General features: G+C 65.0%; 21 protein-coding genes. 12 read left to right on the top strand and 9 right to left on the bottom strand.

What is annotated here, in order from left to right:
* Positions 1 to 315: cytochrome c family protein (locus tag PMI02_RS03860; RefSeq protein WP_007679038.1), on the top strand; the 315-nt coding region annotated here is incomplete at its 5' end.
* 179 nt (positions 316 to 494) lie between these two features.
* Positions 495 to 1,229 carry an alpha/beta hydrolase gene (locus tag PMI02_RS03865; protein ID WP_238538975.1) on the top strand — a complete coding sequence of 245 codons (735 nt, stop codon included), beginning with the start codon at positions 495 to 497 and terminating at the stop codon, positions 1,227 to 1,229.
* 84 nt (positions 1,230 to 1,313) lie between these two features.
* Here the strand turns inward: PMI02_RS03865 and PMI02_RS03870 are convergent, their stop codons facing one another.
* Positions 1,314 to 2,873, bottom strand: coding sequence for an FAD-binding oxidoreductase (locus PMI02_RS03870; RefSeq protein ID WP_007679042.1), 1,560 nt, complete (start codon positions 2,871 to 2,873; stop codon positions 1,314 to 1,316).
* 193 nt (positions 2,874 to 3,066) lie between these two features.
* Here PMI02_RS03870 and PMI02_RS03875 point away from each other — a divergent pair, with 193 nt between their 5' ends.
* From PMI02_RS03875 to PMI02_RS03890, 4 genes are all read left to right on the top strand, one after another.
* A complete protein-coding gene (locus PMI02_RS03875) occupies positions 3,067 to 3,657 on the top strand; it encodes an ureidoglycolate lyase (RefSeq protein WP_007679043.1) in 591 nt (196 codons plus the stop codon).
* 4 nt (positions 3,658 to 3,661) lie between these two features.
* Entirely contained in the window at positions 3,662 to 4,018 is a 357-nt protein-coding gene (locus PMI02_RS03880) for a hypothetical protein (protein ID WP_007679045.1), read from the top strand.
* Positions 4,019 to 4,040: 22 nt separating this feature from the next.
* Entirely contained in the window at positions 4,041 to 5,225 is a 1,185-nt protein-coding gene (locus PMI02_RS03885) for a class I SAM-dependent methyltransferase (RefSeq protein WP_007679046.1), read from the top strand.
* 125 nt (positions 5,226 to 5,350) lie between these two features.
* Complete coding sequence (locus PMI02_RS03890) at positions 5,351 to 6,445, top strand: LLM class flavin-dependent oxidoreductase (protein ID WP_007679048.1); 1,095 nt, start codon at positions 5,351 to 5,353, stop codon at positions 6,443 to 6,445.
* A 51-nt stretch (positions 6,446 to 6,496) separates the two neighbouring features.
* Here the strand turns inward: PMI02_RS03890 and PMI02_RS03895 are convergent, their stop codons facing one another.
* The 8 genes from PMI02_RS03895 to PMI02_RS03930 form a co-directional block, all read right to left on the bottom strand.
* A complete protein-coding gene (locus tag PMI02_RS03895; RefSeq protein WP_007679050.1) occupies positions 6,497 to 7,462 on the bottom strand; it encodes an alpha/beta fold hydrolase in 966 nt (321 codons plus the stop codon).
* Entirely contained in the window at positions 7,459 to 7,839 is a 381-nt protein-coding gene (locus tag PMI02_RS03900) for a hypothetical protein (RefSeq protein WP_007679052.1), read from the bottom strand. The genes PMI02_RS03895 and PMI02_RS03900 overlap by 4 nt, the downstream gene beginning before the upstream one ends.
* Complete coding sequence (locus tag PMI02_RS03905; RefSeq protein ID WP_007679053.1) at positions 7,836 to 8,816, bottom strand: alpha/beta fold hydrolase; 981 nt, start codon at positions 8,814 to 8,816, stop codon at positions 7,836 to 7,838. The genes PMI02_RS03900 and PMI02_RS03905 overlap by 4 nt, the downstream gene beginning before the upstream one ends.
* A gap of 66 nt (positions 8,817 to 8,882) precedes the next feature.
* Positions 8,883 to 10,322 carry an MFS transporter gene (locus PMI02_RS03910; RefSeq protein WP_007679055.1) on the bottom strand — a complete coding sequence of 480 codons (1,440 nt, stop codon included), beginning with the start codon at positions 10,320 to 10,322 and terminating at the stop codon, positions 8,883 to 8,885.
* A 2-nt stretch (positions 10,323 to 10,324) separates the two neighbouring features.
* Positions 10,325 to 11,323 carry a phosphotransferase enzyme family protein gene (locus tag PMI02_RS03915; protein WP_238538976.1) on the bottom strand — a complete coding sequence of 333 codons (999 nt, stop codon included), beginning with the start codon at positions 11,321 to 11,323 and terminating at the stop codon, positions 10,325 to 10,327.
* Positions 11,310 to 12,218 carry an alpha/beta fold hydrolase gene (locus PMI02_RS03920; RefSeq protein WP_238538977.1) on the bottom strand — a complete coding sequence of 303 codons (909 nt, stop codon included), beginning with the start codon at positions 12,216 to 12,218 and terminating at the stop codon, positions 11,310 to 11,312. The genes PMI02_RS03915 and PMI02_RS03920 overlap by 14 nt, the downstream gene beginning before the upstream one ends.
* On the bottom strand, positions 12,215 to 13,621 hold the full coding sequence (locus PMI02_RS03925) for an MFS transporter (protein ID WP_157222359.1): 1,407 nt from the start codon (positions 13,619 to 13,621) through the stop codon (positions 12,215 to 12,217). The genes PMI02_RS03920 and PMI02_RS03925 overlap by 4 nt, the downstream gene beginning before the upstream one ends.
* A 2-nt stretch (positions 13,622 to 13,623) precedes the next feature.
* Entirely contained in the window at positions 13,624 to 14,496 is an 873-nt protein-coding gene (locus PMI02_RS03930; RefSeq protein WP_007679062.1) for an alpha/beta fold hydrolase, read from the bottom strand.
* A 119-nt stretch (positions 14,497 to 14,615) separates the two neighbouring features.
* On the opposite strand from PMI02_RS03930, the gene PMI02_RS03935 reads away from it, so the two are divergent.
* From PMI02_RS03935 to PMI02_RS03960, 6 genes are all read left to right on the top strand, one after another.
* Positions 14,616 to 15,917, top strand: coding sequence for a Xaa-Pro peptidase family protein (locus PMI02_RS03935; RefSeq protein ID WP_007679064.1), 1,302 nt, complete (start codon positions 14,616 to 14,618; stop codon positions 15,915 to 15,917).
* Positions 15,914 to 16,762 carry an LLM class flavin-dependent oxidoreductase gene (locus PMI02_RS03940; protein ID WP_007679074.1) on the top strand — a complete coding sequence of 283 codons (849 nt, stop codon included), beginning with the start codon at positions 15,914 to 15,916 and terminating at the stop codon, positions 16,760 to 16,762. The genes PMI02_RS03935 and PMI02_RS03940 overlap by 4 nt, the downstream gene beginning before the upstream one ends.
* The gene (locus PMI02_RS03945) at positions 16,762 to 17,988 is read left to right on the top strand and encodes an LLM class flavin-dependent oxidoreductase (RefSeq protein WP_238538978.1); all 1,227 of its coding nucleotides are present in this window, start codon (positions 16,762 to 16,764) and stop codon (positions 17,986 to 17,988) included. Before PMI02_RS03940 ends, PMI02_RS03945 begins: the two co-directional genes overlap by 1 nt.
* Complete coding sequence (locus PMI02_RS03950; RefSeq protein WP_007679076.1) at positions 17,985 to 18,974, top strand: alpha/beta fold hydrolase; 990 nt, start codon at positions 17,985 to 17,987, stop codon at positions 18,972 to 18,974. The genes PMI02_RS03945 and PMI02_RS03950 overlap by 4 nt, the downstream gene beginning before the upstream one ends.
* 138 nt (positions 18,975 to 19,112) lie before the next feature.
* Entirely contained in the window at positions 19,113 to 20,321 is a 1,209-nt protein-coding gene (locus PMI02_RS03955) for an NAD(P)/FAD-dependent oxidoreductase (protein ID WP_007679077.1), read from the top strand.
* A gap of 49 nt (positions 20,322 to 20,370) precedes the next feature.
* Positions 20,371 to 20,661, top strand: coding sequence for a DUF1330 domain-containing protein (locus PMI02_RS03960; RefSeq protein WP_007679078.1), 291 nt, complete (start codon positions 20,371 to 20,373; stop codon positions 20,659 to 20,661).
* The last annotated feature ends 100 nt before the right edge of the window (positions 20,662 to 20,761 follow it).

Below are 20,761 nucleotides of genomic sequence, written 5' to 3' on the forward strand. Positions count from 1 at the left end.
CCGCCAGCCGATGCCGCAGCGGGTAAGCGCGTGTACATGCGCTGCATGGCCTGCCACACCGTGAATGCCGGAGGAGCCAACAAGGTCGGCCCCAACCTCTCGGGCGTGGTCGGCAAGAAGGCCGCTGCGGTCAAGGGCTTCCGCTATTCCGCCGCGATGACAAAGTCGGGCGTGACCTGGAACGACGCGACGCTCGACAAGTGGTTGACCCGCCCGGCCAGCGTTGTCCCAGGAACGTCGATGGTCTTCGCAGGCCTGTCCAAGCCCGAAGAGCGCAAGGCCGTCATCGCCTATCTCAAGAAGCCGGCGCCCTGATCGTGCCGGACAACCTTTCGCTTTCGCGGCGGTCGCTGCTGATTGGTTCCGCTGCCGTCGCCGGCATGCTTGTGGCGCGCCCCGCTCTCTCTGCGACGGTGCCAGCGTCCTCCGTCATCGAACTCAGGACTGCGGAAGGCCGGGCGGTTTCCGTTACCGAGTGGCGCCCTGCTGGCAGGATGCGCGGTACGATCCTGTTCTCGCACGGCGCCGCATCGGCGCCAAAATACTACGGCCTGATTGTCGGCCCATGGGTCGCGGCAGGCTGGCGGGTGCTAGCGCCGCTGCATGTCGATTCGACCGAGCATCCGCAGACTGCGCAGTTCAAGGGCCTCGCCAGCTGGAAGGCGCGGATCGAGGACATGCGCGCGCTGATCGTGCATGTCGGCGACGAACCGTTCGTGGCTGCCGGCCATTCCTATGGCGGGTTGGTCGCGACGATGATGGGAGGCGCCGAGCCCGTGCCACCCGAAGGGTTGCAACTGCCGCTGATGCCGCGTCTGGCCAAGGCAGTGATCGCCTTCTCGCCGCCGCCCCCTATCTCGGTTCTGGTGACCGAGCAGGGCTACGGCGCGCTTGGGGTTCCGGCGCTGATCCAGACCGGTACGCTCGACATCCCGCCCGGCATGACCCCCGAAACCGCAGATGGCTGGAAAGCACATCTTGCGCCGTTCGAGGCAGCGGCGCCGGGCGGCCAGCGCTACGGCCTCGTGCTCGAAGGGGCGAACCACTATTTCGGCGGCGCAATCTGCGATCCGGCGCAGCCCGGGCCTCGGCAACTGGCGCCGCTGGAATTGGCGAACCAGCGCGCTGCACTATTCTTGGAAGGGTTTGGAGCGGGCAGCGGCAAGGCGCGTCGCCGCCTCGACGCAGTGGTGACAGACGCGCTGCCGGCCCGCCTCATGAAGCGCTGATCCGGCAATATCCGGCGCAATAAAAACCCCGGTGGGATGCGATCCTGCCGGGGTTTTTCGAGGGCGCCGCTCAGCCGGGTTTGCTCAGAACCCCAGCGCGCCGGGGTTCATCAGGCCTTGGGGATCGAGTTCGGCCTTCACCGCGCCAAGCAGCGAGATCGCCTGCGGCGAGAGCCGTTGCCGGTAGGGATAGGCACGGCCCAGCTGGAAGTGACCTGCGCCGTGCTCCTGCATGAGTGCGATGATGGCGCGCTTGAGATCGTCAGCATAAGCGCGCGCTTCTTCGTTGGCGGCGAAGTGGGGCTGCTGTGCGAGATAGTCTCCGCCCAGCACGGTGCGGTGGTAGGCGGTCCGGTCGTCCGGCCAGTACAACGCGACTTCGTAGAGAAAACCTGTGGCGCCCACGGGCGAGAACATCGTGCCGGTCCACACGCCCAGCCGGTCCATATCTGTCTTTCGGACGGCGATCATCGCCTGGTAGGCGGCATCGAAGCCCACCGCCCTGTCATGCGCCAGCACGCCGTGGATCGGCACCCAGCGCTCGCCGCCGGGGCCGAGCACGTTGAAGAGCGGCGCGAAGGGCACCGAGTGAACGAAAGTCGGGATCGAATTGGCGATCTCGCGGCCGAGCCCGGAGAGCATGCGCCGCAGGATCTTCGCCTTGTGCGCAGCTTCTTCGGCATCGAAACCTTCGATGATGAAGTGGCACATGTAGGCGCCCGCGCGCATCGGGTTCTCGCCGGCCATGGCCATGCGGACCAGTTGGGCGATACCCTTCATCTTGTCCGGTGCCTTGCGCAGCACTTCGGCGGCGATCTTGAGGCGCGCGCCCATGCCGTCCTGCCGGCCGATCTGCCCCTGCGACAGCGCGAGGTCCAGCCCGAAGTGCGAATCGTCGAGACGCGCCATCGCCGCCTTGCGCGAGGCGGCGTGGTAGTCCGCGAAGCTCTCGAAGGCGAAGCTCAGGGTTTCGAAATGCGGGAGCGTGGGAAGCAGCGGCAGGCGGATGCGGGCCTTGATGCCGAAGATGCCGCAATCCCCGGTGAAAAGGCCCGTAAGATCGGGCCCGTAGAAACGCATGGCGGCGCTGGCGCTGGTCGAGAGCACCTCGCCGCTCGCAAGCACCACGTCCATCGACAGCACCGACTGCGCCGAGATGCCGTGCGCGGTACTGCCGTGGCTCAGGGTGTTCTGGCTTACGCTGCCGCCCACGGTGGCGGCGATGCCCGAAAATGGCCCCCAGAACGGCGTGCGCAGACCCTTGGCATCCAACGCGGTCTTCAGTGCCATCCAGGTCACGCCAGCTTCCACGGTAACGACGGCGCTCTGTTCGTCGATCACGATGGCATCGAGCGCGCCAGTGTCGAACAGGACGTGGCCGCCCTCGGGCAGGATATAGGCATCGGTATAGGACGCACCGCCGCCACGAGGAACCATGGCGACGCCGGCTACGGAGCAGATGCGCACGGCTTCCTGCAGCGCCTCGACGCTGGCCGGCCGCACGACCGCCTGCGGAGCGGCGCCGCCGCGATAAACGTCGTTCGAGAAATAGGCGAGCGCATCGCCCTCCTGGATGACCGCATCGGCCCCCAAGGCCTCGATCAAGGCCGAAACCAACCGTTCCTGGACAATCACGCTGCTCATCAAAACACCCGAAATTTCTCTTATTGAACATTAAGGCTTGGCCAATGCGGCGGGCGGTGGCGACCGCCGGGCGCAGGCTATCCACCCTTCGGCTATCCGGCCAGCGATCAAACAGTCCGATCCCCGCTCGAATCTGCAATCCACCGCGCATGATCGCGCAGGACAGAGGCGGCGAATACCCACGAGGGCACCGATGACCAAGGATGGCGGCAATTCCATGCGCGAATGCACCGTGATCGACCTCTTGGTCGAGCCGGCGACCCCCGAGGCGCTGGCGCCATTCGGCGCCGTTATCGGCCGTGAAGCGCCGGTCAGGCCGGTCTCGGTCGATTTTTATAAGGGTGCGGTGAAGATGAGCTATCCCGCTCGCTTCCTGTGTGAGCATCCGGTGGAGGTCACGCTGGCGCAGATGGACCGGCGACCCGGCGAAGTGCGCTACATGGAGCGGCATTTCCAGCACACTCAGGCGTTTCTGCCGCTTGGCGGAAAGCCTTTCGTGGCAGTGATGGCACCGCCCAGCGAGGGCGAGCTTCCCGACATCGGGCAGGTCCGCGCCTTCCGGTTCGACGGGACGGCGGGCTTCGCCATGCACCTGGGCACCTGGCACGAATTTCCCTTCGCGGTCGAAGACGGGACCGATCTCGTGGTCATCCTGTCCAGCCAGACCGGCTACGACCTCAAGGCGAAGGACGCGGTGACCGAGGAGGCCCATGGCCCCGATCTCGACAAGAAGGACATCGTTGCCCGAACCGGCAACGTGTTCCGTTTCGAACTGATGGAGTGAGTTGATGGCAGAGCGCACGAACCTCGACCGCAAGGCGCGGTCGAAGGGCAGCCAGCCGGTGGTTTTCGAAAGCGGCACAATGGATGCTCTCGCGGGCCTGGTCCTGGCGCTGATGGGCGAGGTGGTCGTGCTTAAGGACCGGCTCGACGCGAACGAGCGGTTGCTGAAAGCAGCAGGCTTGCATGGACCGGCCGACATCGACACATTCGCTCCCGATACCGAGGCGCGCGCCTATCGCGGTGCCTACCGGCAAGGTATCTACGACCGCGTGCTGGGCACTGCTCGCGACAAGCTGATGCCCGAGGCACTAGCCGACCAGCACGACTATGAAGGCGTCCTCGACGCCGTGACCCGCGATTAAGCCACAACGGGAGCCCCTAGACATGGAACAGTACCGCCAGGAACATTTCGGCCACGCCGTCATGCCGCAGTCCAACCATGACGAGCAGGCGATGGAGGATCACTTCCTCGCCATGCGCGCATGGACCAGCCAGAACATGGACCCGCTTGACCGTCGGCTGCTGGACGAAGTAATCGTCCCCGGAATCGAGAAGAAAACCGGCAGCAAGCCGACGTCCAGCACGCAGATCCGCGCGGCACTGGAGGCGCATCCGTTGCACCAGTACTGGCTGACGCTCTCGCTGTTCTACCAGGACCGCATCTGGCTCTCGCTCGACGGCGCCATCGACCGCCAGTTCGACGAGCTTTCGGCCAAGGTCGAAGCCCAGGTGGCCGAGCCCAAGGGCAGCCTGCGCCTGAATCCGGATCTGGAAATCCCGCGCTACATCTCGTCTTTCGACCATCACCGCATGCCGGGCAGCTATACTGTCGATACCGCGGACGGCGATTTCCGTGCCGGAGCACTCTACGACCGGTTCGCGTCCACATACCTGCGCAACCTCAATGGCGGCTGGAAGAACGATGGGCGCGGCCATACGCTCGCTAGCCATGTCCAGGACTTCTACCCGGACTTCAAGCCCAGGCGTATCCTCGACCTCGGTTGCTCGGTCGGCCATTCGACCGTGGCGATCGCGCAGGCCTTCCCCGACGCCGAGGTCTTCGCGCTCGATGTGGGCGCGCCGATGCTGCGCTACGGCCATGCCCGCGCCGAAGCGATGGGCACTCCGATCCACTTTAGCCAGCAGGATGCCGAGCATACCGACTTCGAGGACGGCAGTTTCGACCTCGTCTGCTCCTCGGCCGTGCTCCACGAGACTTCGGCCAAGGGCATGCGCGGCATCTTCAGGGAAAGCCATCGCCTGCTGCGCGAAGGCGGGATCATGTGTCACGTGGACGTGCCTCCGCGTCACGAGCATCTCTCGCTCTGGGACCAGATGCGCTGCGATTTCGAGAGCCACTACAACAACGAACCGTTCATGACCTCGCTCGCCCGAACCGACTGGATGAAGGTCGCCGTGGACGCCGGGTTCGATCCGGAAGCGGTACTGGTCGGCTACCGCAAGGGTACGTTCTTCCTCAAGCCGGAGCGGTCGGACTTCTTCACCGAGGGCCATCCCGAAGGACGCGCGATGATCGGCAGCTGGTACGCCTGCTCGGCGACGAAGTAATGTCTTGAGACAGGTGGTCCGGCAACGCCGTTCCACCTGTCGGATACCCGGAAGCGGTGGCTTTGCGCCGTCTCGGCCGGATTTAGACTTGCCTCTCAGCATATTACAGGGAGGGCCTTGGGCTCATGCCGGTCGAGATCAACGGTCTGCTCAACCACAACATTTCGAGCGAGACGCATCCCGTACCCTTCGAGACGTTCGATCCCGAAGGTATCGCAAGGATGGCAAAGCTCCACGATGCCTGGGGTTACGACAAGGTGCTGGTCGCGAATGCCGCGATCATGCCCGACAACTTTACCATCGCCGGATACGTCGCCGCCAATACCACGCGTCTCGGCGTCATGCTGGCACATCGACCCGGCTTCATCCCGCCGACAATGGCCGCGCGCATGCTCGCTACGCTTGACCGGCTGATGCCGGGCCGGGTGGGCGTTCACATCATCACCGCGGCCAGCGACGAAGAAACGCAGGCCGACGGCGATTACCAGACCAAGGTGGAGCGCTACGATCGCGCGAAGGAATACATCTCGGTCCTGCGCCGGATGTGGACCGATAAGAAGCCTTTCGACCATGAGGGCAAGTGGTTCCGCTTCAACGGCGGCTTTGCGGCAATCAAACCGACGCAGGGCACGGTACCGGTCTACTTTGGGGGCATGAGCCCGGCAGCGCTCGAAGTGGCGGGCGAATACTGCGACACTTTCGCAACCTTGTCCGACACGGTTGCGGGCATGACCGAAGTGGTCGGCAAGGTACGCGAGGCCTCCGTGCCCTATGGCCGCTCTCCGCGCTTCCTGATGTCGATCCGCATTGTCATTGCCGATACCGAAGAAGCGGCTTGGGCGCAGGCTGACGAAATTCGAGAGGCCGTGGCTGCGAACATGGGCAAGCTGGCGCCCAACACAGCCGCCGTGAAAGCCGATGGTTTCAAGCGCACCGCCGAACTGGCGGCTCGCGGGGATCGGCTGGAGAAATGCTTCTGGAACGGCATCAACCAACTTCGCGGTGGCCAGAGCAATTCGGGCACTTTGGTGGGCACGCCGGCGCAGCTGGCCGATGCGCTGATGGACTATTACGATGCCGGCGTCTCCGCCTTCATCCTGCGTGGTTTCGATCCGGTGGAGGACGTGATCGCGATTGGCCGGGACCTCATTCCGCTCCTGCGCGCGAAGGTGGCGGAGCGCGATGCTCAGCTGGCCGCGACGGAACCGACCATGGCCTGATCCGCGTTCCATCGCAAATAGCAAGGCCGTGCCCTGCCGGGCGCGGCCTTGCTATTTGGCAGCGGTGCGTTTCACGAAGGGCAAGATGTGGTCCAGCGCCCGATCCGGGCAGTCGAAGGGCATCATGTGGCCGCAATTCTCGATGACTTCGAGCGACTTGTCGGTGCTCCCGAGCAGTTCGAGCGCTTGCTTCCCGTCGCGATCCAGAGTGGTCTCGTGGTCATCCGCCGACCATAGCAGAAGGGTGGGCGCCGTAATTCTGCGCAAATCGTCCGGAGTGCGGCCGAAGGAGGTCGAGGCGGCCACGGCCTTGCCGACGGCCGGATCCCGCAGCGGGCGACTGTTGAGGTCGGTCCATTGCTGCACCAGTTCGGGTGTTATGCGCGAGGGATCCGTGACGTTGGCTAGCAGGATCTCCCGCCAATATTCCGGCGAGTGCCAACCGGGGTGGGCGCGGTCTTCGGCCAGCGCGGCCCTGAGCGCTGGGGACAACCTGTCAGGATCGAACTTCACCGGCCCTGTGGCAATGTTGTTAAGGATCAGTGCCTGCACGCTCCGTGGCCGGGCGGCCGCATAGGCGGCGGCGGGCAGGCCGCCGCTGGATGTGGCGATCATGACGAAGCGCTTGATCTTCAGCTTGTCCATCAGCCCGTCGATCACGCGGATGCGGTGCTCGATGGAATAGTCGCCCGTGGGGCTGGGGCCTGAGAGGCCGGCGGGAGACTGGTCGAAGCGCACCACCCGGTAGTGACGGGCGAGCTTCTTAGTCCAGTCGTCCCATTGGCGCAGGCTGGCGAAGGAACCGTGGACCAGCAGAATTGCCGGCCCCTTGCCCTCGGCGGCGTAGTGAACCGTCTCCCCGTCGATTTCGGCGAACCGCGACCTGGCAAGCGCGTAGCGGCTGCGCAGTGCAGCGTCATCGAGATGCCGTGGCTCCGGCTGGGCCGTGGCTGATGAGACGGCGAGAACCGCTAGCGACAGCCCGCGGGCGAGCGATCGCGCCGTCGCGCCCCTCACTTCCTCGTAGCCTGCAACCGCATGACCACGTAGCGCCCGTTATAATTGCAGGAGGTTCCCTGTGCGCTCCGAAGATCCGGCGCGAAGGTGAGCTGGGAAAGGCCGAAGAACGTGTGGCTCTCCGTCGCGAAGTGCTCGGGATCGGCTTCGTAGCCATAGCGCAAGTGCCATTCACCCGAAGGCAGGGCGGTGAGTTTCTCGGCGAAACTGATCGAGCGCGACGTCTTGAAGCCCTTGGTCTCGATCGCGACGGCAAAGGCATTCTCGCTGGCGGCGAGCGTCATCTCACCGTCCCATTCGTAGAGAGTGTCGCCTTCGGGAGCCAGGGTGCTCCCGTGCAGGGCCCAGGTGCCGGACAGGTCGCATGCAGCGGTCACTGGGTGACGGTCCGGTCAAGCCAGGCGCGCAGATCCGTGGCGGTCTCCTTCGGCAGTTCCAGCATCGGATAGTGGCTGAGATCGGGGTAGTGGATTACCTCGACCTTAGTGCCCGAGAACTCCTTCACCGCATCGGCGGCGAGATACTTGGGCAGGACGGGGTCGACGTCGCCCCACTGCAGCAGGATCGGTGCCTTGACCTTCGCCGCATCGTCGGTGGCGCCCTTGGCCCAGACGGCCTTCTTGTTGGCTTCGTAGTATTCCTTCACGCGGGCGAATCCGCCCGGAATGGTGTTGGTCTGGTAGTACCAGTTCACCGTTTCGTCGGTCAGGCGCTCGGGTTTGCCGTAGAGTTCGGACAGCGCACGGCGGTAGTAGAAGCGCGGGTAATAGTTGGGCACCAGCGTCTCGTGAGTCCAGACCATGGACCACATCACGCGGCTGAAATCGCTGGGCGGCGGAGCCTTGAGAGGCAGCGCCGAAAGCGCCAGCGCGGTAACCTTTGCGGGGTACTTCGCGGCGTAGAGCGTGGAGACGGTCGCCCCGCTCGAGGTGCCGACGAGGGCGAAGCGGCTGAGGCCCTTCTTCTCGACCAGCTTTTCCAGCAGCGCGACAACGCCGGGCATGCCGGTGGAGGGCGCGCTGTCGGTCGAAAGACCATAGGGAGGCCAGTCGAAGCGGATTACGCGGTACTTGTCCTTGAGCGCATCGGTCCAGCCATCCCATTCGCGCAGGTTGGTCATCGAACTGTGAAGCATGATGACCACCGGGCCGTCACGGGGGCCTTCGTCCCGGATGTGGAGGTTGGCGGTGCCGACCTGCTCGAAAGTCGAGGGCGGGGTGGCCTGAGCGGCCTTCACGCTCTCATATGAGGGGTTCCACCAGCCTAGCCGCATCGTTAGCAGCACCAGCGCCAGCACGATGACCACGGCGAGGAGAAGGCCCCCCGTCGTCCTGAGAATTCGACCGACCGTCATCGCTGTTCCCCCTTCGTAACGTTGCGGGGCCGGATGATCCCGCCGGCCCCGGATTGGATTTACCGATCAATTGGCTCCGCTGGACAGCAGGCCCGCGCATTCGCTGTCGCCGCGGGCGGCTGCGCGGCGCATGGCGCGTCCAGCCCACCCATAGAGCACTGCACCGATCAGCAGGAACGGAGTGCAGACCATCGCGATCGACCATCCGACCTGCGCCGGATCGTGCAGGACCCGCTCGGTGACGCTGGCGACCATGAGCGGCCCGAGCGTGGCGCCGATGATGGTGTTCAGCACGAGCGTGAGCGCGATGGCACTGCCGCGCATGCGGGGCGGGACGACCGACTGCAATGTCGCGAACATCACCGTACCGATCACCGAAAACACGGCATTGGACGACGCCACCAGCACGGTTGCGAAATGAAGCTCGCCCGCCATCACGGCGAGGACCGAGGGTAGCGCGAAGAACGGAGCGATCGAGAGGATCGCGAAGCGCGCCATCGTCCGGCCCGAGCGCATCGAACGATCGAGGATGGTCCCGCCGATCAGTGGGCCGATCGCCGAGAACAGGATCGATAGCGGACCCAGCCACTTGCCAAGAAACGCCGCGTCGGCGCCGTAGCCGCGCAGCAGCATGGTCGGCGCCCAGGCTGAACCGCCGTAGGCAACCGTAAAGCACGTTGCGAAGCCGAAGTAGAGCGGCAGCAGCACGCCGCGATTGCGCCAGAAGTACGCCGCCTCCGCTGCGCCCGGTATCCGTGCGGCCGCACCTGAGGCAGCCTGGGTCTGCCGGGCAGGCTCACGCGTGAAGGCCAGCAGTGCCAGCGCCACGACGAGGCCGCTGGCGCCGAACACCACGAAGACGATGCGCCAGGGCACGAGATGTCCGATCACCGGCAGGCCGAGGAAAGCGCCGGCGCCTGCCGCCGTCACCAGCAGGCCGGTGAGCGAAATGGCGATGCCGTTTGCAAGGCCCTGGCCCATCATATAGAGCGAGATCGGCCGTCCACGCCGCGCGGGCGAGAACAGGTCGGCGATCAACGAGATAGCCGCAGGGCCGAGAGCAGCTTCGCCCAGGCCCACCATAAGGCGGGCAGTGAACAGCGAGCCGAATGTCTGCGCAAGGCCACTGCCGATCGTCGCGATGCTCCACAACGCGATGCCGGCGACGATCAGGTTGCGGCGCGAGATGCGATCGGCCAGCAGGCCCATCGGCAAGCCCATGAAAGCATAGAAGAGTCCGAAGGCGAGGCCCTGCAGCAATCCGATCTGCTCGTCCCCGATGCCGATGTCGGCACGAACCGGATCGACGAGGATGTTGAGCGCGGCACGGTCGATGACCGATAGCACGCCCGCTAGGAAAAGCATGAAGACCATGAGCCAGGCGGATTTTCCGCCCGGCCATGATCCCAGGCCCGCCGGAGCATCCGCCGTGCGGATCATCGCCCGCGTGTTCGCCGGAGCGTCGGCCAGATCGAGCGCGACGGTGCCCCCTCTGCCTTCGGTCATGGTCAGAGCAGGCCGCAGGCGCGGGCGCGGGTCTTCACGTAATCGCCCAACCAGTCGAGATTGCGGAAGCGCAGCGTGCCGCGTCCCACCGCAGTCGAACTATGCGCCATGCCTGCGATGAGACGCAGCGCCTTTGCCATCAGAAACAGCTCGATATTCTCTGTCTCTTCTTTGGTGAAGGGTCGGACCGACTGGTAGCCGTCTTCGAAGGCTTCGCCGATCTTGGGGTCGAAGCCGTAGAACAGGTTGCCCCAGACAAAATTCTGTACGTCCTGCATGAGGAAGTCCTCACCCGCGGCGTCAAAGTCGAGAAGGGTAATGGCGCCGTCTTGGGCGACATGGACGTTGCTCGGGTGGAAATCGCGGTGGCACACGCCCAGCGGCACCTTGCCCGAGGCGGCCAGTTCATCGAGCCGCTTGTCGAGGTTCGCGGCGATAACCGGATAGTCGCGCAGGTCGTCGGGCCGGTCGTAGACGAAGTCGATCAGAGCCGGCATGCATATGTTGTAGTCCTTGGCCGTCTCGGTCGAGAACGTGTGGTCAGGGCCAGCCCAGGCATCGCCGAGCAGGTGCATGCGGGCCATGGCCGCGCCGATCTTGAAGGCGGTTTCTTCGGACAGGCAGTCGCCGAACTTCACGCCCGGCGCCCAGTCGTAAAGCGCGATGGCGCGCTCGCCCTCGGGAGATACGACCTTGAAGTAGAGCTTGCCGTCATGCTGCGGCACCCCGACCGACGCGGGGAAGCCCTGCTGCCGCAGGTAGTCGAGAAAATCGAGTTCATAGGCGACGTCGTCGACATCGCGATAGGTCTTGCGCCAGACGCGCAGGGCGTACTTCGTCTCTTCGTCTTGCACGAGATAGACGTCGTTCATGCCGCGATAAAGCAGGAAGCAGGTCAGCTCGCCCTTGACGGGATAGCGGCGCGCCACTTCAGCGGCGATGAACTCGGGATGGAGGACCGAGTGCGATACCTCGGCCACGGGCAGGTCAGACGCGGTCAAGGAAGTTACGCAGTTCATGGGCAATACGCTCCGGAGCAATGTCAAAGATATCGCGGTCGAGATCGGGAAGTTCGACCACGCGGCAGGAAGGCATGCGCGCGGCAGCTTCCAGTGAAACGGAATGAAGGTCCTCGGCCGGCTGGATCAGCAGCGCAGGCTGGGTGACCTGTTCGAGACGCGAGAAGTCCCACGACCACACGCCCCGGTAGGCCCAGGTGAAGCGGTCCAGCACGCGGGCCTTGTCAGCGAAGTTCAACGCGGCTTTGTCGAGCGGCACCGCCTTGTCCCGGCTGGTGACGACGTAAGTCCACAGCTTGGACAGCAGGTCGCCGATCACAGCGCCATCTTCGTCCGGCTTGGGAAAACTTTCGGCGGAGGCAAGGCGCTGTGCGATCGCCGCCTCGTCGAACATCGGAATGCCGGTGAGGCCCAGCGCGCGCACCCGGTCCGGCCGGGCGATGGCCAACTCGCAGGACAGCAGCGTGCCGGTGTGGAAGCCGTAGAGGTCCACCGGTCCCTCCAGCACGCCTTCTTCCGCCAGAGCGTTGAGCGCGTCGGAGAACGCGGCGGCATAGCCCGCCATACCCGGTGGGGCCGGCGGCGCATCCGACATGCCGTAGCCAGGCGTGTCGAGGGCGACGACCAGACGGTCGGTCGCCAATGCACGGATGAGCGGCTCGTACTCGTAGGATGAGGAAGGGTTCTGGTGAAGCAGCACGACCGGAGTGCGCTGATCCTGCGCCTGGCCAGCGATGCGGTAGTGCATCTGGCCGTGGCGGCAACGCGTGTAGGCGCGGTGGATCGAAGGTGACTGCATCATCGCGGCAGAATGCGCGCCATCCTTGGGACTTGTCCGGTCAAGCACGGAATCTCCGCTGTTCGGTGAGTCGATCATGCCAGCGCGTTCCCGGTGCCTTCGTTGGTCTCCAGCCGGGCAGCGGCGAGCTTGTCTTCGTCGAGGTCATAGGCCCAGAGGAACAGGCCGTTGATCGCGAACATCATCGCCGGGATCACCGAGAAGCCCAGCTTGAGTGCCAGAATGGCGTTGGCGGGCTGCGTGACGATGGCACCGCCGGTGGTCGGCACGTAGCCCAGCGCATGAAGGAACACGCCGAGCACGGCGACGCCGAGTGCGAAGCTGACTTTCTCGATAACCGCAATGGCGCTCGACAATAGGCCCTCGCGCGCCTCGCCGGTCAGAAGGCGGTCGTAGGCCTGGGTGTCGCCCAGCATCGAGATCGACATGAGGATGATCGCGCCCGAGCCGAGGCCGCCGAAGATTCCGCGCAAGACGATGCCAAGCGTGGTGATCGAATGGTCGGCGAAGAGCCAGCTCAGGGTGGTCAGGCAGAACAGCACTACGCCCGCCAGATAAGTGCGGCGCTTGCCGAAGCGCTTGCCGGTCCAGACCCACAACGGCATGGCCAGCGCGGTGATCACGTTCTGGGTTACCGCGAAGGCAATCTGCCCGCTGTAGCCGACACCCACGACGTTGAGCATGTAGAGCAACATCGTCGACGCGACCGAAGCGAACGACAGGAACTGGAACACCTTCGCGCCCAGCAGCATCATGAACGGCCGGTTGCGGGCGATGGCGCGGATCTGAGCGAATCCGGGCAGGTGCTTGCCCGATTGCGGAGCCGTGCCGTGCTTGATCGGCACGGCCAGCGCCGTTGCCGTCATCGACCCTGCGATGATCAGCGCCATGACCAGACCCATCGTTGCGAAGCCCGAACGCCCCGCGCCGCCGCTTTGGATCAGCCACGCCGTACCAGCCATGGCAAGCAGCTGGCCGATGGAGACGAACACGGTACGGAACGAGATCAGCCGGGTTCGTTCGTGGAAGCCGTCGGTCAATTCCGCAGGCAGCGCCATGTACGGCACGTTGAACAGCGAGTACGCCGTCGAATAGATCACAAGCCCGGCGATCATCCACAATAGCAGCGTGCCTTCGGACATCACGGGCGGAGCGAACAGCATAACGAACGAGATGGCCGATAGCAGCGCCCCCGCCAGCAGGAACGGCTTGCGGCGTCCCCAGCGGGTGCGGGCGCGGTCGGAAAGGCTGCCGATGGCGACGTCGATCACGGCGTCGGCCAGCTTGGAGATCATCAGCAGGTAGCCGGCGATCTCGGGCGACTGGCCCAGCACGGTCGACATCATCGCCGGGAAGTAAGTGGTCACCGTGTTGAGCATGATCGACACGCCCACCGTGCCGATCCCGAAGCCGATGCACGTGCCGATGCCCAAGCGGGTATCGGACCGGCCATGGGCGGCGATGTCCTTAGAGCCAGACATCTTCATTGTGCTTGCCCCTTGAGGAATTTCGTCATGACGGCGGCTTTGGCTGCGGGCGACCCGCCGGTGGCGGCTTCGTGACCGTCCGCGAGCAGTCCTAGCGCGGTCTTCACCGATGCGTTTAGCAGTGCAAGTTCGGTTTCGGGCTTGAGCAGCAGCGTCGGCGCGTCGATGCGGGGCATCCGCTCGAAAGCGCGATAGCGGAACGCGGCGAGGTAGGGCTTGGGGTAGGTGTCGAGCGCCTTGAGCACGTCGAGCGTCATGCGGTGCAGCACTTGCGGCGGCGGCATGGTTACCGCGAGGCGGTGCTCGGCGTCCTGCATGAAGTGCGGGAAGAACAGCGCCTGGTCGCGGCAAAAGTTGAAAGCCCAGATGAAGTGGCGGCCATATTCGTCGGGCTCGACCGCCGGGGCGTAGTTGGCGATCACCGCATCGCGCAGTTCGTCCTCGTATTCGGTGATGCCGTCCAGCACCACGCGGCGCACGCGTGCCGGATAGGCGGCGGCCAGTTCGCACGCGATCCGCGCGCCGGTGTGGCTGCCATAGGCGTCCACCCGGTCGAAGCCGAGCGCCGCGCAGAGCCGATCCATCGAGCCGGCGAAATAGGCGATATCCGGCTCAGTCGGGGCGGGCGGCGGCGAATCACCGTTGCCAAGCGTGTCGGGCGCGATAATCTCGCCAAGACACCCCGCCGCGCGCAGCGACAGCATCAGGTCCTGCATAAACCACGACGATGCAGGCGAGGGGTGGAGGATCAGCACCGGCACGTGGCCGGCTTCCGAAGCAGGCAGGCGGCGCAAGTGCAACTGGCCCTCATCCAGCGTTATGAAGGCGCGTTCGATCTCTTTGATGGTCGGATGCGGGGACTGGCTCATGACCCGGAGGCTATCGTAGGGCGGTCACTCGCTGCCCCTCCATGCAAACTTGATCGGCAGGCGAATAGTTTTATCCCCTCGGCCCGGAATGCCGCGCGGCGAGGTTCATAGTCATCGCCATGGACACATCCTTCTTTGCTGACGACAGCGCCTTTCTGGCCGCGCTGGAACGCGAGGGGCCGATGAATCTGGCCCGCGCCGTTGCCGTCATGGAACGGCATGACCTCGCGGGACTGGTACTGGGGGCTCCCGTCAACGTATTTCACGCGCTGGGCCACTGGCCTCAGATCGGGCGGACCCGCATGGGCCAGCCGCCGGGCACTTTCGCGCTGATCGCGCGTGAGCGCCCGGAGCATCCGGGCCTCGTCACCAGCCGCTTCCTGCATCACTACAGTTGGGCCGATGGCCGAAGCCGCGACGACGTGGCCATTTGGCTCTACACGGCCTTGGGCGACGAAGGCGAAGAGACGCCGGGCGAAGTGCCCGGCGCTCCGGTGCTGCCCCAGCGCGATGCCGCCCCGTTCACCGCCGCCGAGGCACACCGTGCCATGATTTCCGCGCGGGAGGCGGGAGCTATGACGGCGCACGGTGATGCCGGGGCGGCGATCGTCGCAGCCATGCGCGGGCTGGGTCTGTGGCAGGGCCGGATCGGGTTTGACCATCCGGTGATCGCCGAAGTCGCCCTTCGTCATGACCATCCCGGCACGCTGGTGCAGGCGGACAATGTGCTGCGCGAGATTCGCCTCGTAAAATCGCCGCTGGAGCACGCGCTGATGGCACATGCCGCCAGAGCGAATGTCGATGCGCTAAACGCCGTGGGCCACGCGATCCGCTCCGGCGCCAGCCACGGCGAATTGCAGGCCCTGTTCCGCATGGAAACAGCCGCTCGCGGCAACACCGCAGTGTTCCTCAACGTCGACCGCGTTTCGTCCGAACTCTCGCGGCTTAAAGTGGCGGATGGACAGACGCTCATGCTTGACGGGGTCAGCCATCACCTTGGCTATCACGGTGATTTCGCGCGCACCGTCTTCGTGGGCGAGCCGACCCGCACCGCTGCCCGCGCGGCCGAGGCCGCCGCGTTCGGCTGGCAGGCCGTGCGCGAAAAGCTGCGGCCGGGCCTGCGCTATTCCGAGATCACAGCGCTGGGCGAAGAGGCCATCCGCAAGGCCGGGTATGAGGCCATGATCGGCTTCGGCCCGCACAGCGTAGGCCTCGCCCATACCGACGAGCCGGGCGAGGTTCATGGCGGTTTCTGGCGCAAGCCCGACATCGTGCTTGAACCCGGCATGATCCTGTCGGTCGACTGTCCCACGCTGGATACCGGCATCGGCGGTTCGGCCCATTGCGAAGACCTCGTCCTCATTACCGAGACGGGCTGCGAGCCCATCCATCCCCTTCACGAACCGGTGATCATCGTATGACCAGACCTTTCATCCTTTCCGCCTCCCTCGCCGAGGCCGCTTTCGCGGTGCCGCAGAGCGCCGCGCCTATCCTGCAGGCCGCCGAGGCCGCTGGCCTGGACCTGCTCATGATGGGCCGGTCTGGCGCGCGTCCGTTCGATGCTCAGGTCCTGCTGGCCTGGGCCGCGCCGATCACCACGCGGCTTGGCCTCGTCGCCACGGTGCCGGCATCGAACGCCCATCCCTTCCACGTCGCCCGCGCGCTGTCGGCCATCGATTTCCTGAGCGCGGGCCGCACCGGCTGGTCGGTAATCCCCGAAGGCAGCCCCGATGGCATGGCCGAGGACATGGTCGGCGCCGCGCGCGCGCTGTGGGACGGCTGGGGCAGCGATACGCTGATCCTCGACAAGGCGAGGGGGCGCTATCTCGATGCCTCGAAGGTCCGTGCCTCGAACTACGAAGGTCCATTCTTCAAGGTCGCCGGACCGCTCAACGCCATGCGTCCGCCGCTCGGCCATCCGCTGTTGGTGGTCGATGGGGACGATCCTATCGACGTGGCCGATGCCGATATCGGCCTGATCGGTGCGGACGGTGCCGCGCCCGCCGCCACGAGGCGCCTCGCCAAGGTTTCCCTAGATGCCGACGTGGCGGCTCTTTCGAACCGCTTCGCGGCGGGCGAAATCGATGGCGTCCACTTCACCCTGACCGACGCTCTCGCTCAGCTGCCCGAAATCGGCACCCGCTTCGGTTCGCTCGTCGCGGATCGCATCGACGCAACGGGCGACTTGCGGGCGCGCCTCGGCCTGCCGATCCCGCAGACCGCATCCAACCAGCCCGGCGGCGCCGTGGTCCCGGAGAACGCATGATGGACAAGCAAATTCACCTCTGGGCCTTCCTGCAGGGTATCGGCTTTTTCCCGAGCGGCTGGATGCACGAGCGAGCACGCCCCGAAGGCGTTTTTTCGATGGACTATTATGCCCGCGTCGCGAAGCTGGCGGAGCAGGGCATGTTTGATGCCATCGTCTTCGGCGATCAGCTCCAGTCGCGCGGGGCAGGTGGCCGCACGCCCGAACGCATGGCGATGCCGACCCTCGATCCCGTCAGCCTGCTCACCGCGATGGCGGCAGTGACGAAGCATGTCGGTCTCGTGGCGACCGTATCGACAAGCTACAATACCCCGGAAATGCTAGCCGAGCGCTTTGGCGCGATGGAGCGTATTTCGGGTGGCCGCGCGGGCTGGAACATCGTCACCACCGCGCACCCGGCCACCGCGCCCAACTTCGGCGACAATGACCTGCCGCCCAAGGACGAACGCTATCGCCGCGCCAAGGAAGTCGTGGCGAAGGCCTGCGAACTCTGGGCCGCGATGGACCGCGAAGGCCCCATGCTGCCCCAGGGCAGGCCCGTGCTTGTGCAGGCTGGGCAGTCTGCTGACGGGCGTGACTTTGCCGCGCGCACGGCGGAAGCCATCTTCTGCCCGGCTGCCAATATCGACGCCGGGATCGACTTCCGCAGCGATCTGCGCGCCCGGGTCGCCGTTGTCGGTCGTGACCCCGACGGGGTGCGGATAATGCCCGGGCTGTCCTGTGTGCTGGGCGGCAGCGAGGAAGAGGCTCGCGCCAGCCATGCCGCGATCCTCGACCTTGCCGACGATGCGCTGGCGATCGAATACCTTTCGGAATCGCTGGGCTGCGACCTGACGCCCTTCGATCCACAGGGCGAAATCCCGGTTACCACCATTCTCGAACATACCATCCTGCCGAAGGCCGACATCGCCCGTGCCGTTACTCCGGCGCACGAGAAGCGCACGCCGCTGGGCGCTTTTGCGGCTAACTTCATGCGCCATCCGCGCGGTCACAACGTGTTTCTCGGCACGCCCGAGCAAATGGCCGACATGATGATCTCGTGGCGTGATGCCGGGGCGTGCGACGGCTTTACCCTGCAGCCAAGCTACATGCCGGGCGGGCTCGAGGACTTTGTCGAACAGGTCGTGCCGATCCTCCAGCAGCGCGGACGACTGCGCACCGAGTATCCCGGCACCACCTTGCGCGAAACGCTGGGTCTGCCCGCGCGCGAGGCTGTGGCGGCATGAAGAAGCGGAATATCCTTCTCGCCGCATTGGGTGCGGTCGTGCTGATCGGTAGCGGGAGCGTCCTGGCGTTGCGCGCCGGGGCGGGGGCAAGCGACCGGGCCGAACTAGAAAAGCGCTGGGCGGATGGACCTTCGCGCTTCGTCATGGTGGACGGCGTTCGCATGCACGTGCGAGAGGAAGGCCCGGCGAAAGCGCCGGTGGTGGTCATGCTGCACGGCTCGATCGTGAACTTGCATGAGTGGGACAACGTGGCGGACCTTCTCAAGGACCGCTACCGCGTGGTCCGCTTCGACTGGTCGCCCTATGGACTGACCGGGCCAGATCCCAAGGGTGTCTACTCAACGCCGCGCTCGGCGCAGCTCATGGCCGGACTCCTCAAGCAGCTTGGCTACGACAGGTTCGCGGTGGTGGCGACCTCCAACGGATCGAACGTCGCGCTTGAATACAACCGCGCCTATCCCGGCCACGCGACGGCGATGGCTTTCTCCATGCTGCCGTTGGAGCGACCCAGCCAGACCCGCAAGGTCGATCCGCGGTTGTCATGGATGCTGTCATTCCACAAGGCGGTGCTGCCGAACTGGCGCTCGCACTGGTTCTGGAAGTTGATGCTGGAAGACACCACGCCGCCCGGCTTCCAGCCGACCGAACGCATGGTCGACCAGATCTACGACATGAACAACCTGCCCGGCGCGCTCGATCGGCAGGCTGCCTATATCAAGGCCAACGTCAAGTCGTTTCAGACATCCGACGTCGGGGCGGTGGCGGAATCGGTTCGTGTGCCCGTGCTGCTGCAGTGGTGCAGCTACGACGACGTGATCTCGCAAGGTGCCAAGGCCTCAGTTGCGCGCTTCACTCATGCGCCGGTCACTCTGATCGAATATCCGGACCTCGGCCATTTCCCGATGTGGGAGAACCCGCAGAAATTCGCGCGGGACCTCAAGCCTTGGCTGGACAAGGTCTCGGCGCCGCCGGTTCCGGCCGCCTGAACCAGCTTCCGGAATACTTCCAATAAATCGCAGCGCCGATGCCGGTCACCGCGCGTCGGATAGAGTTCCGGTCGGCGCCGCAAGACGCGACGGCATTGCATAGGCGTGTCGGTCAAGTTGTATGGAGTTCTCTCACACATGTCAGGTAAAGATCGTTGCCAGGTAGTGATTGCCGGTGCCGGACCTGTCGGTACGGTCATGGCGACGTTGCTGGCACAGGCGGGGATCTCGGTGATCCTCCTGGAAGCAGGGCAGGACTGCGCGCAGGATCTGCGTGCCTCGACGTTCCATCCGCCGACGCTGGAAATGCTGGACCAGATCGGCATCACGCCAATGCTGCTGGAAAAGGGCCTCAAGGCACCTGTCTATCAGTGGCGCGACCGTGCTTCGGGCGAAGTGATCGAATTCGATCTCAGCGAGCTCGACGACGTCACCCGCTATCCCTTCCGGATCCAGTGCGAGCAATACCACCTTTCGCGTGCGCTGGCCTCTGGGCTGGACAACCATGCGAATGCGGACGTCCGCTTCGGTAGCCGGCTGCTGTCGTTCGTCCAGGACGATTCTGGCGTGGACCTCGCCGTCGAGACGACGATCGGCATCGAGCGCATCCGTGCCGACTACCTGATCGGCGCAGACGGCGCGAACTCGATCGTGCGCAAGTGGCTAGGCATCCAATTCGACGGATTCACTTATCCTGAAAGGTTCCTGACGCTCTCCACCGAGACCGACCTCAGGCAGTATTTCCCCGACCTCGCGCTAGTCAACTACGTGTCAGATCCTGCCGAATGGCTGGTGCTGCTCAAGGTTCCCTCCGTGTGGCGCGTGCTGGTGCCGGTGAACGGCGCAGCGGATGAGGCGGAGTTGACCTCCGAAGCCAACAAGACCGCCATCTTCGACCGTCTGATCGGTGACGGCGCTTCGGTGGCGACGCATCATCGCACGCTCTACCGCGTCCATCAGCGCGTGGCGAAGTCATTCCGTGAAGGCCGCGTCGTGCTGGTTGGCGATGCGGCGCACCTCAACAATCCGCTTGGCGGCTTCGGGATGAATTCGGGCATCCACGATGCCTTCAACCTGTTCGACAAACTACTGCCAGTGCTCAAGGGGCAGGGGACAATGGATCCGGCTCTTTCGCTCTACGACCGCCAGCGCCGCGAGGTGACGCATTCGTTCACCCAGGCCCAGACCAAGCAGAACATGGCATTCATCAGCGGCGGGGCCGGTTCCGCGCACGACGCGCGCCGCCGCGAATTCCTTGCGATCAAGGAAGATGACGAACGCCGCCGCGCCTACCTGATGCGCCAGGCGATGTTCCAGAGCCTTGAAGATGCGGCGTTGATCCGCTGATGCTTTCGGGACCGGACCTTGCACGGGCCTGTCCCCGATGGAGACTGAAATGCCCGCCTGGTTCGTCATCACCACCAAGGTCCACGACCGCGATGCCTTCACCTCGGGCTATTCGCCCGCGGTGGCAGAGCTCGCCCAGCAGCACGGTGCGCGCTATCTGCTGCGCGGCCGGCACGGCCGGGTTCTCGAAGGCGAAGGATATGAGGGCGGCGGCGCGGTCATCATGGAATGGCCCGATGCCGAGACGGCGATGGCCTTCTGGAATTCGCCTGAATACGCCGAAATCAAGAAGCTTCGCGAAGGCATCGCCGACGTCAGCGTGACACTTGTGGAGGGCTGAGCCCCTGCCCTGACCGCTCTGCGGAGAGTAGCCAGAAACGGCGCGGTCCATCGGGTCTTGCAGGCACTTTCAGATCGACGGCATCGACTGGGATGCCCGG

Origin of the sequence: Novosphingobium sp. AP12 (genome assembly GCF_000281975.1) — a bacterium.
In the GTDB taxonomy this organism is placed as follows: domain Bacteria; phylum Pseudomonadota; class Alphaproteobacteria; order Sphingomonadales; family Sphingomonadaceae; genus Novosphingobium.

Excerpts from the sequence above, each read along its gene's own strand:
- PMI02_RS03890 (WP_007679048.1), top strand. The coding sequence starts at position 5,351 with ATGCCGGTCGAGATCAACGGTCTGCTCAACCACAACATTTCGAGCGAG.
- PMI02_RS03930 (WP_007679062.1), bottom strand. The coding sequence starts at position 14,496 with ATGAGCCAGTCCCCGCATCCGACCATCAAAGAGATCGAACGCGCCTTC.
- PMI02_RS03935 (WP_007679064.1), top strand. The coding sequence starts at position 14,616 with ATGGACACATCCTTCTTTGCTGACGACAGCGCCTTTCTGGCCGCGCTG.
- PMI02_RS03960 (WP_007679078.1), top strand. The coding sequence starts at position 20,371 with ATGCCCGCCTGGTTCGTCATCACCACCAAGGTCCACGACCGCGATGCC.
- PMI02_RS03880 (WP_007679045.1), top strand. The coding sequence starts at position 3,662 with ATGGCAGAGCGCACGAACCTCGACCGCAAGGCGCGGTCGAAGGGCAGC.
- PMI02_RS03950 (WP_007679076.1), top strand. The coding sequence starts at position 17,985 with ATGAAGAAGCGGAATATCCTTCTCGCCGCATTGGGTGCGGTCGTGCTG.
- PMI02_RS03925 (WP_157222359.1), bottom strand. The coding sequence starts at position 13,621 with ATGTCTGGCTCTAAGGACATCGCCGCCCATGGCCGGTCCGATACCCGC.
- PMI02_RS03865 (WP_238538975.1), top strand. The coding sequence starts at position 495 with ATGCGCGGTACGATCCTGTTCTCGCACGGCGCCGCATCGGCGCCAAAA.
- PMI02_RS03885 (WP_007679046.1), top strand. The coding sequence starts at position 4,041 with ATGGAACAGTACCGCCAGGAACATTTCGGCCACGCCGTCATGCCGCAG.
- PMI02_RS03940 (WP_007679074.1), top strand. The coding sequence starts at position 15,914 with ATGACCAGACCTTTCATCCTTTCCGCCTCCCTCGCCGAGGCCGCTTTC.
- PMI02_RS03945 (WP_238538978.1), top strand. The coding sequence starts at position 16,762 with ATGGACAAGCAAATTCACCTCTGGGCCTTCCTGCAGGGTATCGGCTTT.
- PMI02_RS03920 (WP_238538977.1), bottom strand. The coding sequence starts at position 12,218 with ATGATCGACTCACCGAACAGCGGAGATTCCGTGCTTGACCGGACAAGT.
- PMI02_RS03955 (WP_007679077.1), top strand. The coding sequence starts at position 19,113 with ATGTCAGGTAAAGATCGTTGCCAGGTAGTGATTGCCGGTGCCGGACCT.
- PMI02_RS03910 (WP_007679055.1), bottom strand. The coding sequence starts at position 10,322 with ATGACCGAAGGCAGAGGGGGCACCGTCGCGCTCGATCTGGCCGACGCT.
- PMI02_RS03870 (WP_007679042.1), bottom strand. The coding sequence starts at position 2,873 with ATGAGCAGCGTGATTGTCCAGGAACGGTTGGTTTCGGCCTTGATCGAG.
- PMI02_RS03875 (WP_007679043.1), top strand. The coding sequence starts at position 3,067 with ATGACCAAGGATGGCGGCAATTCCATGCGCGAATGCACCGTGATCGAC.
- PMI02_RS03905 (WP_007679053.1), bottom strand. The coding sequence starts at position 8,816 with ATGACGGTCGGTCGAATTCTCAGGACGACGGGGGGCCTTCTCCTCGCC.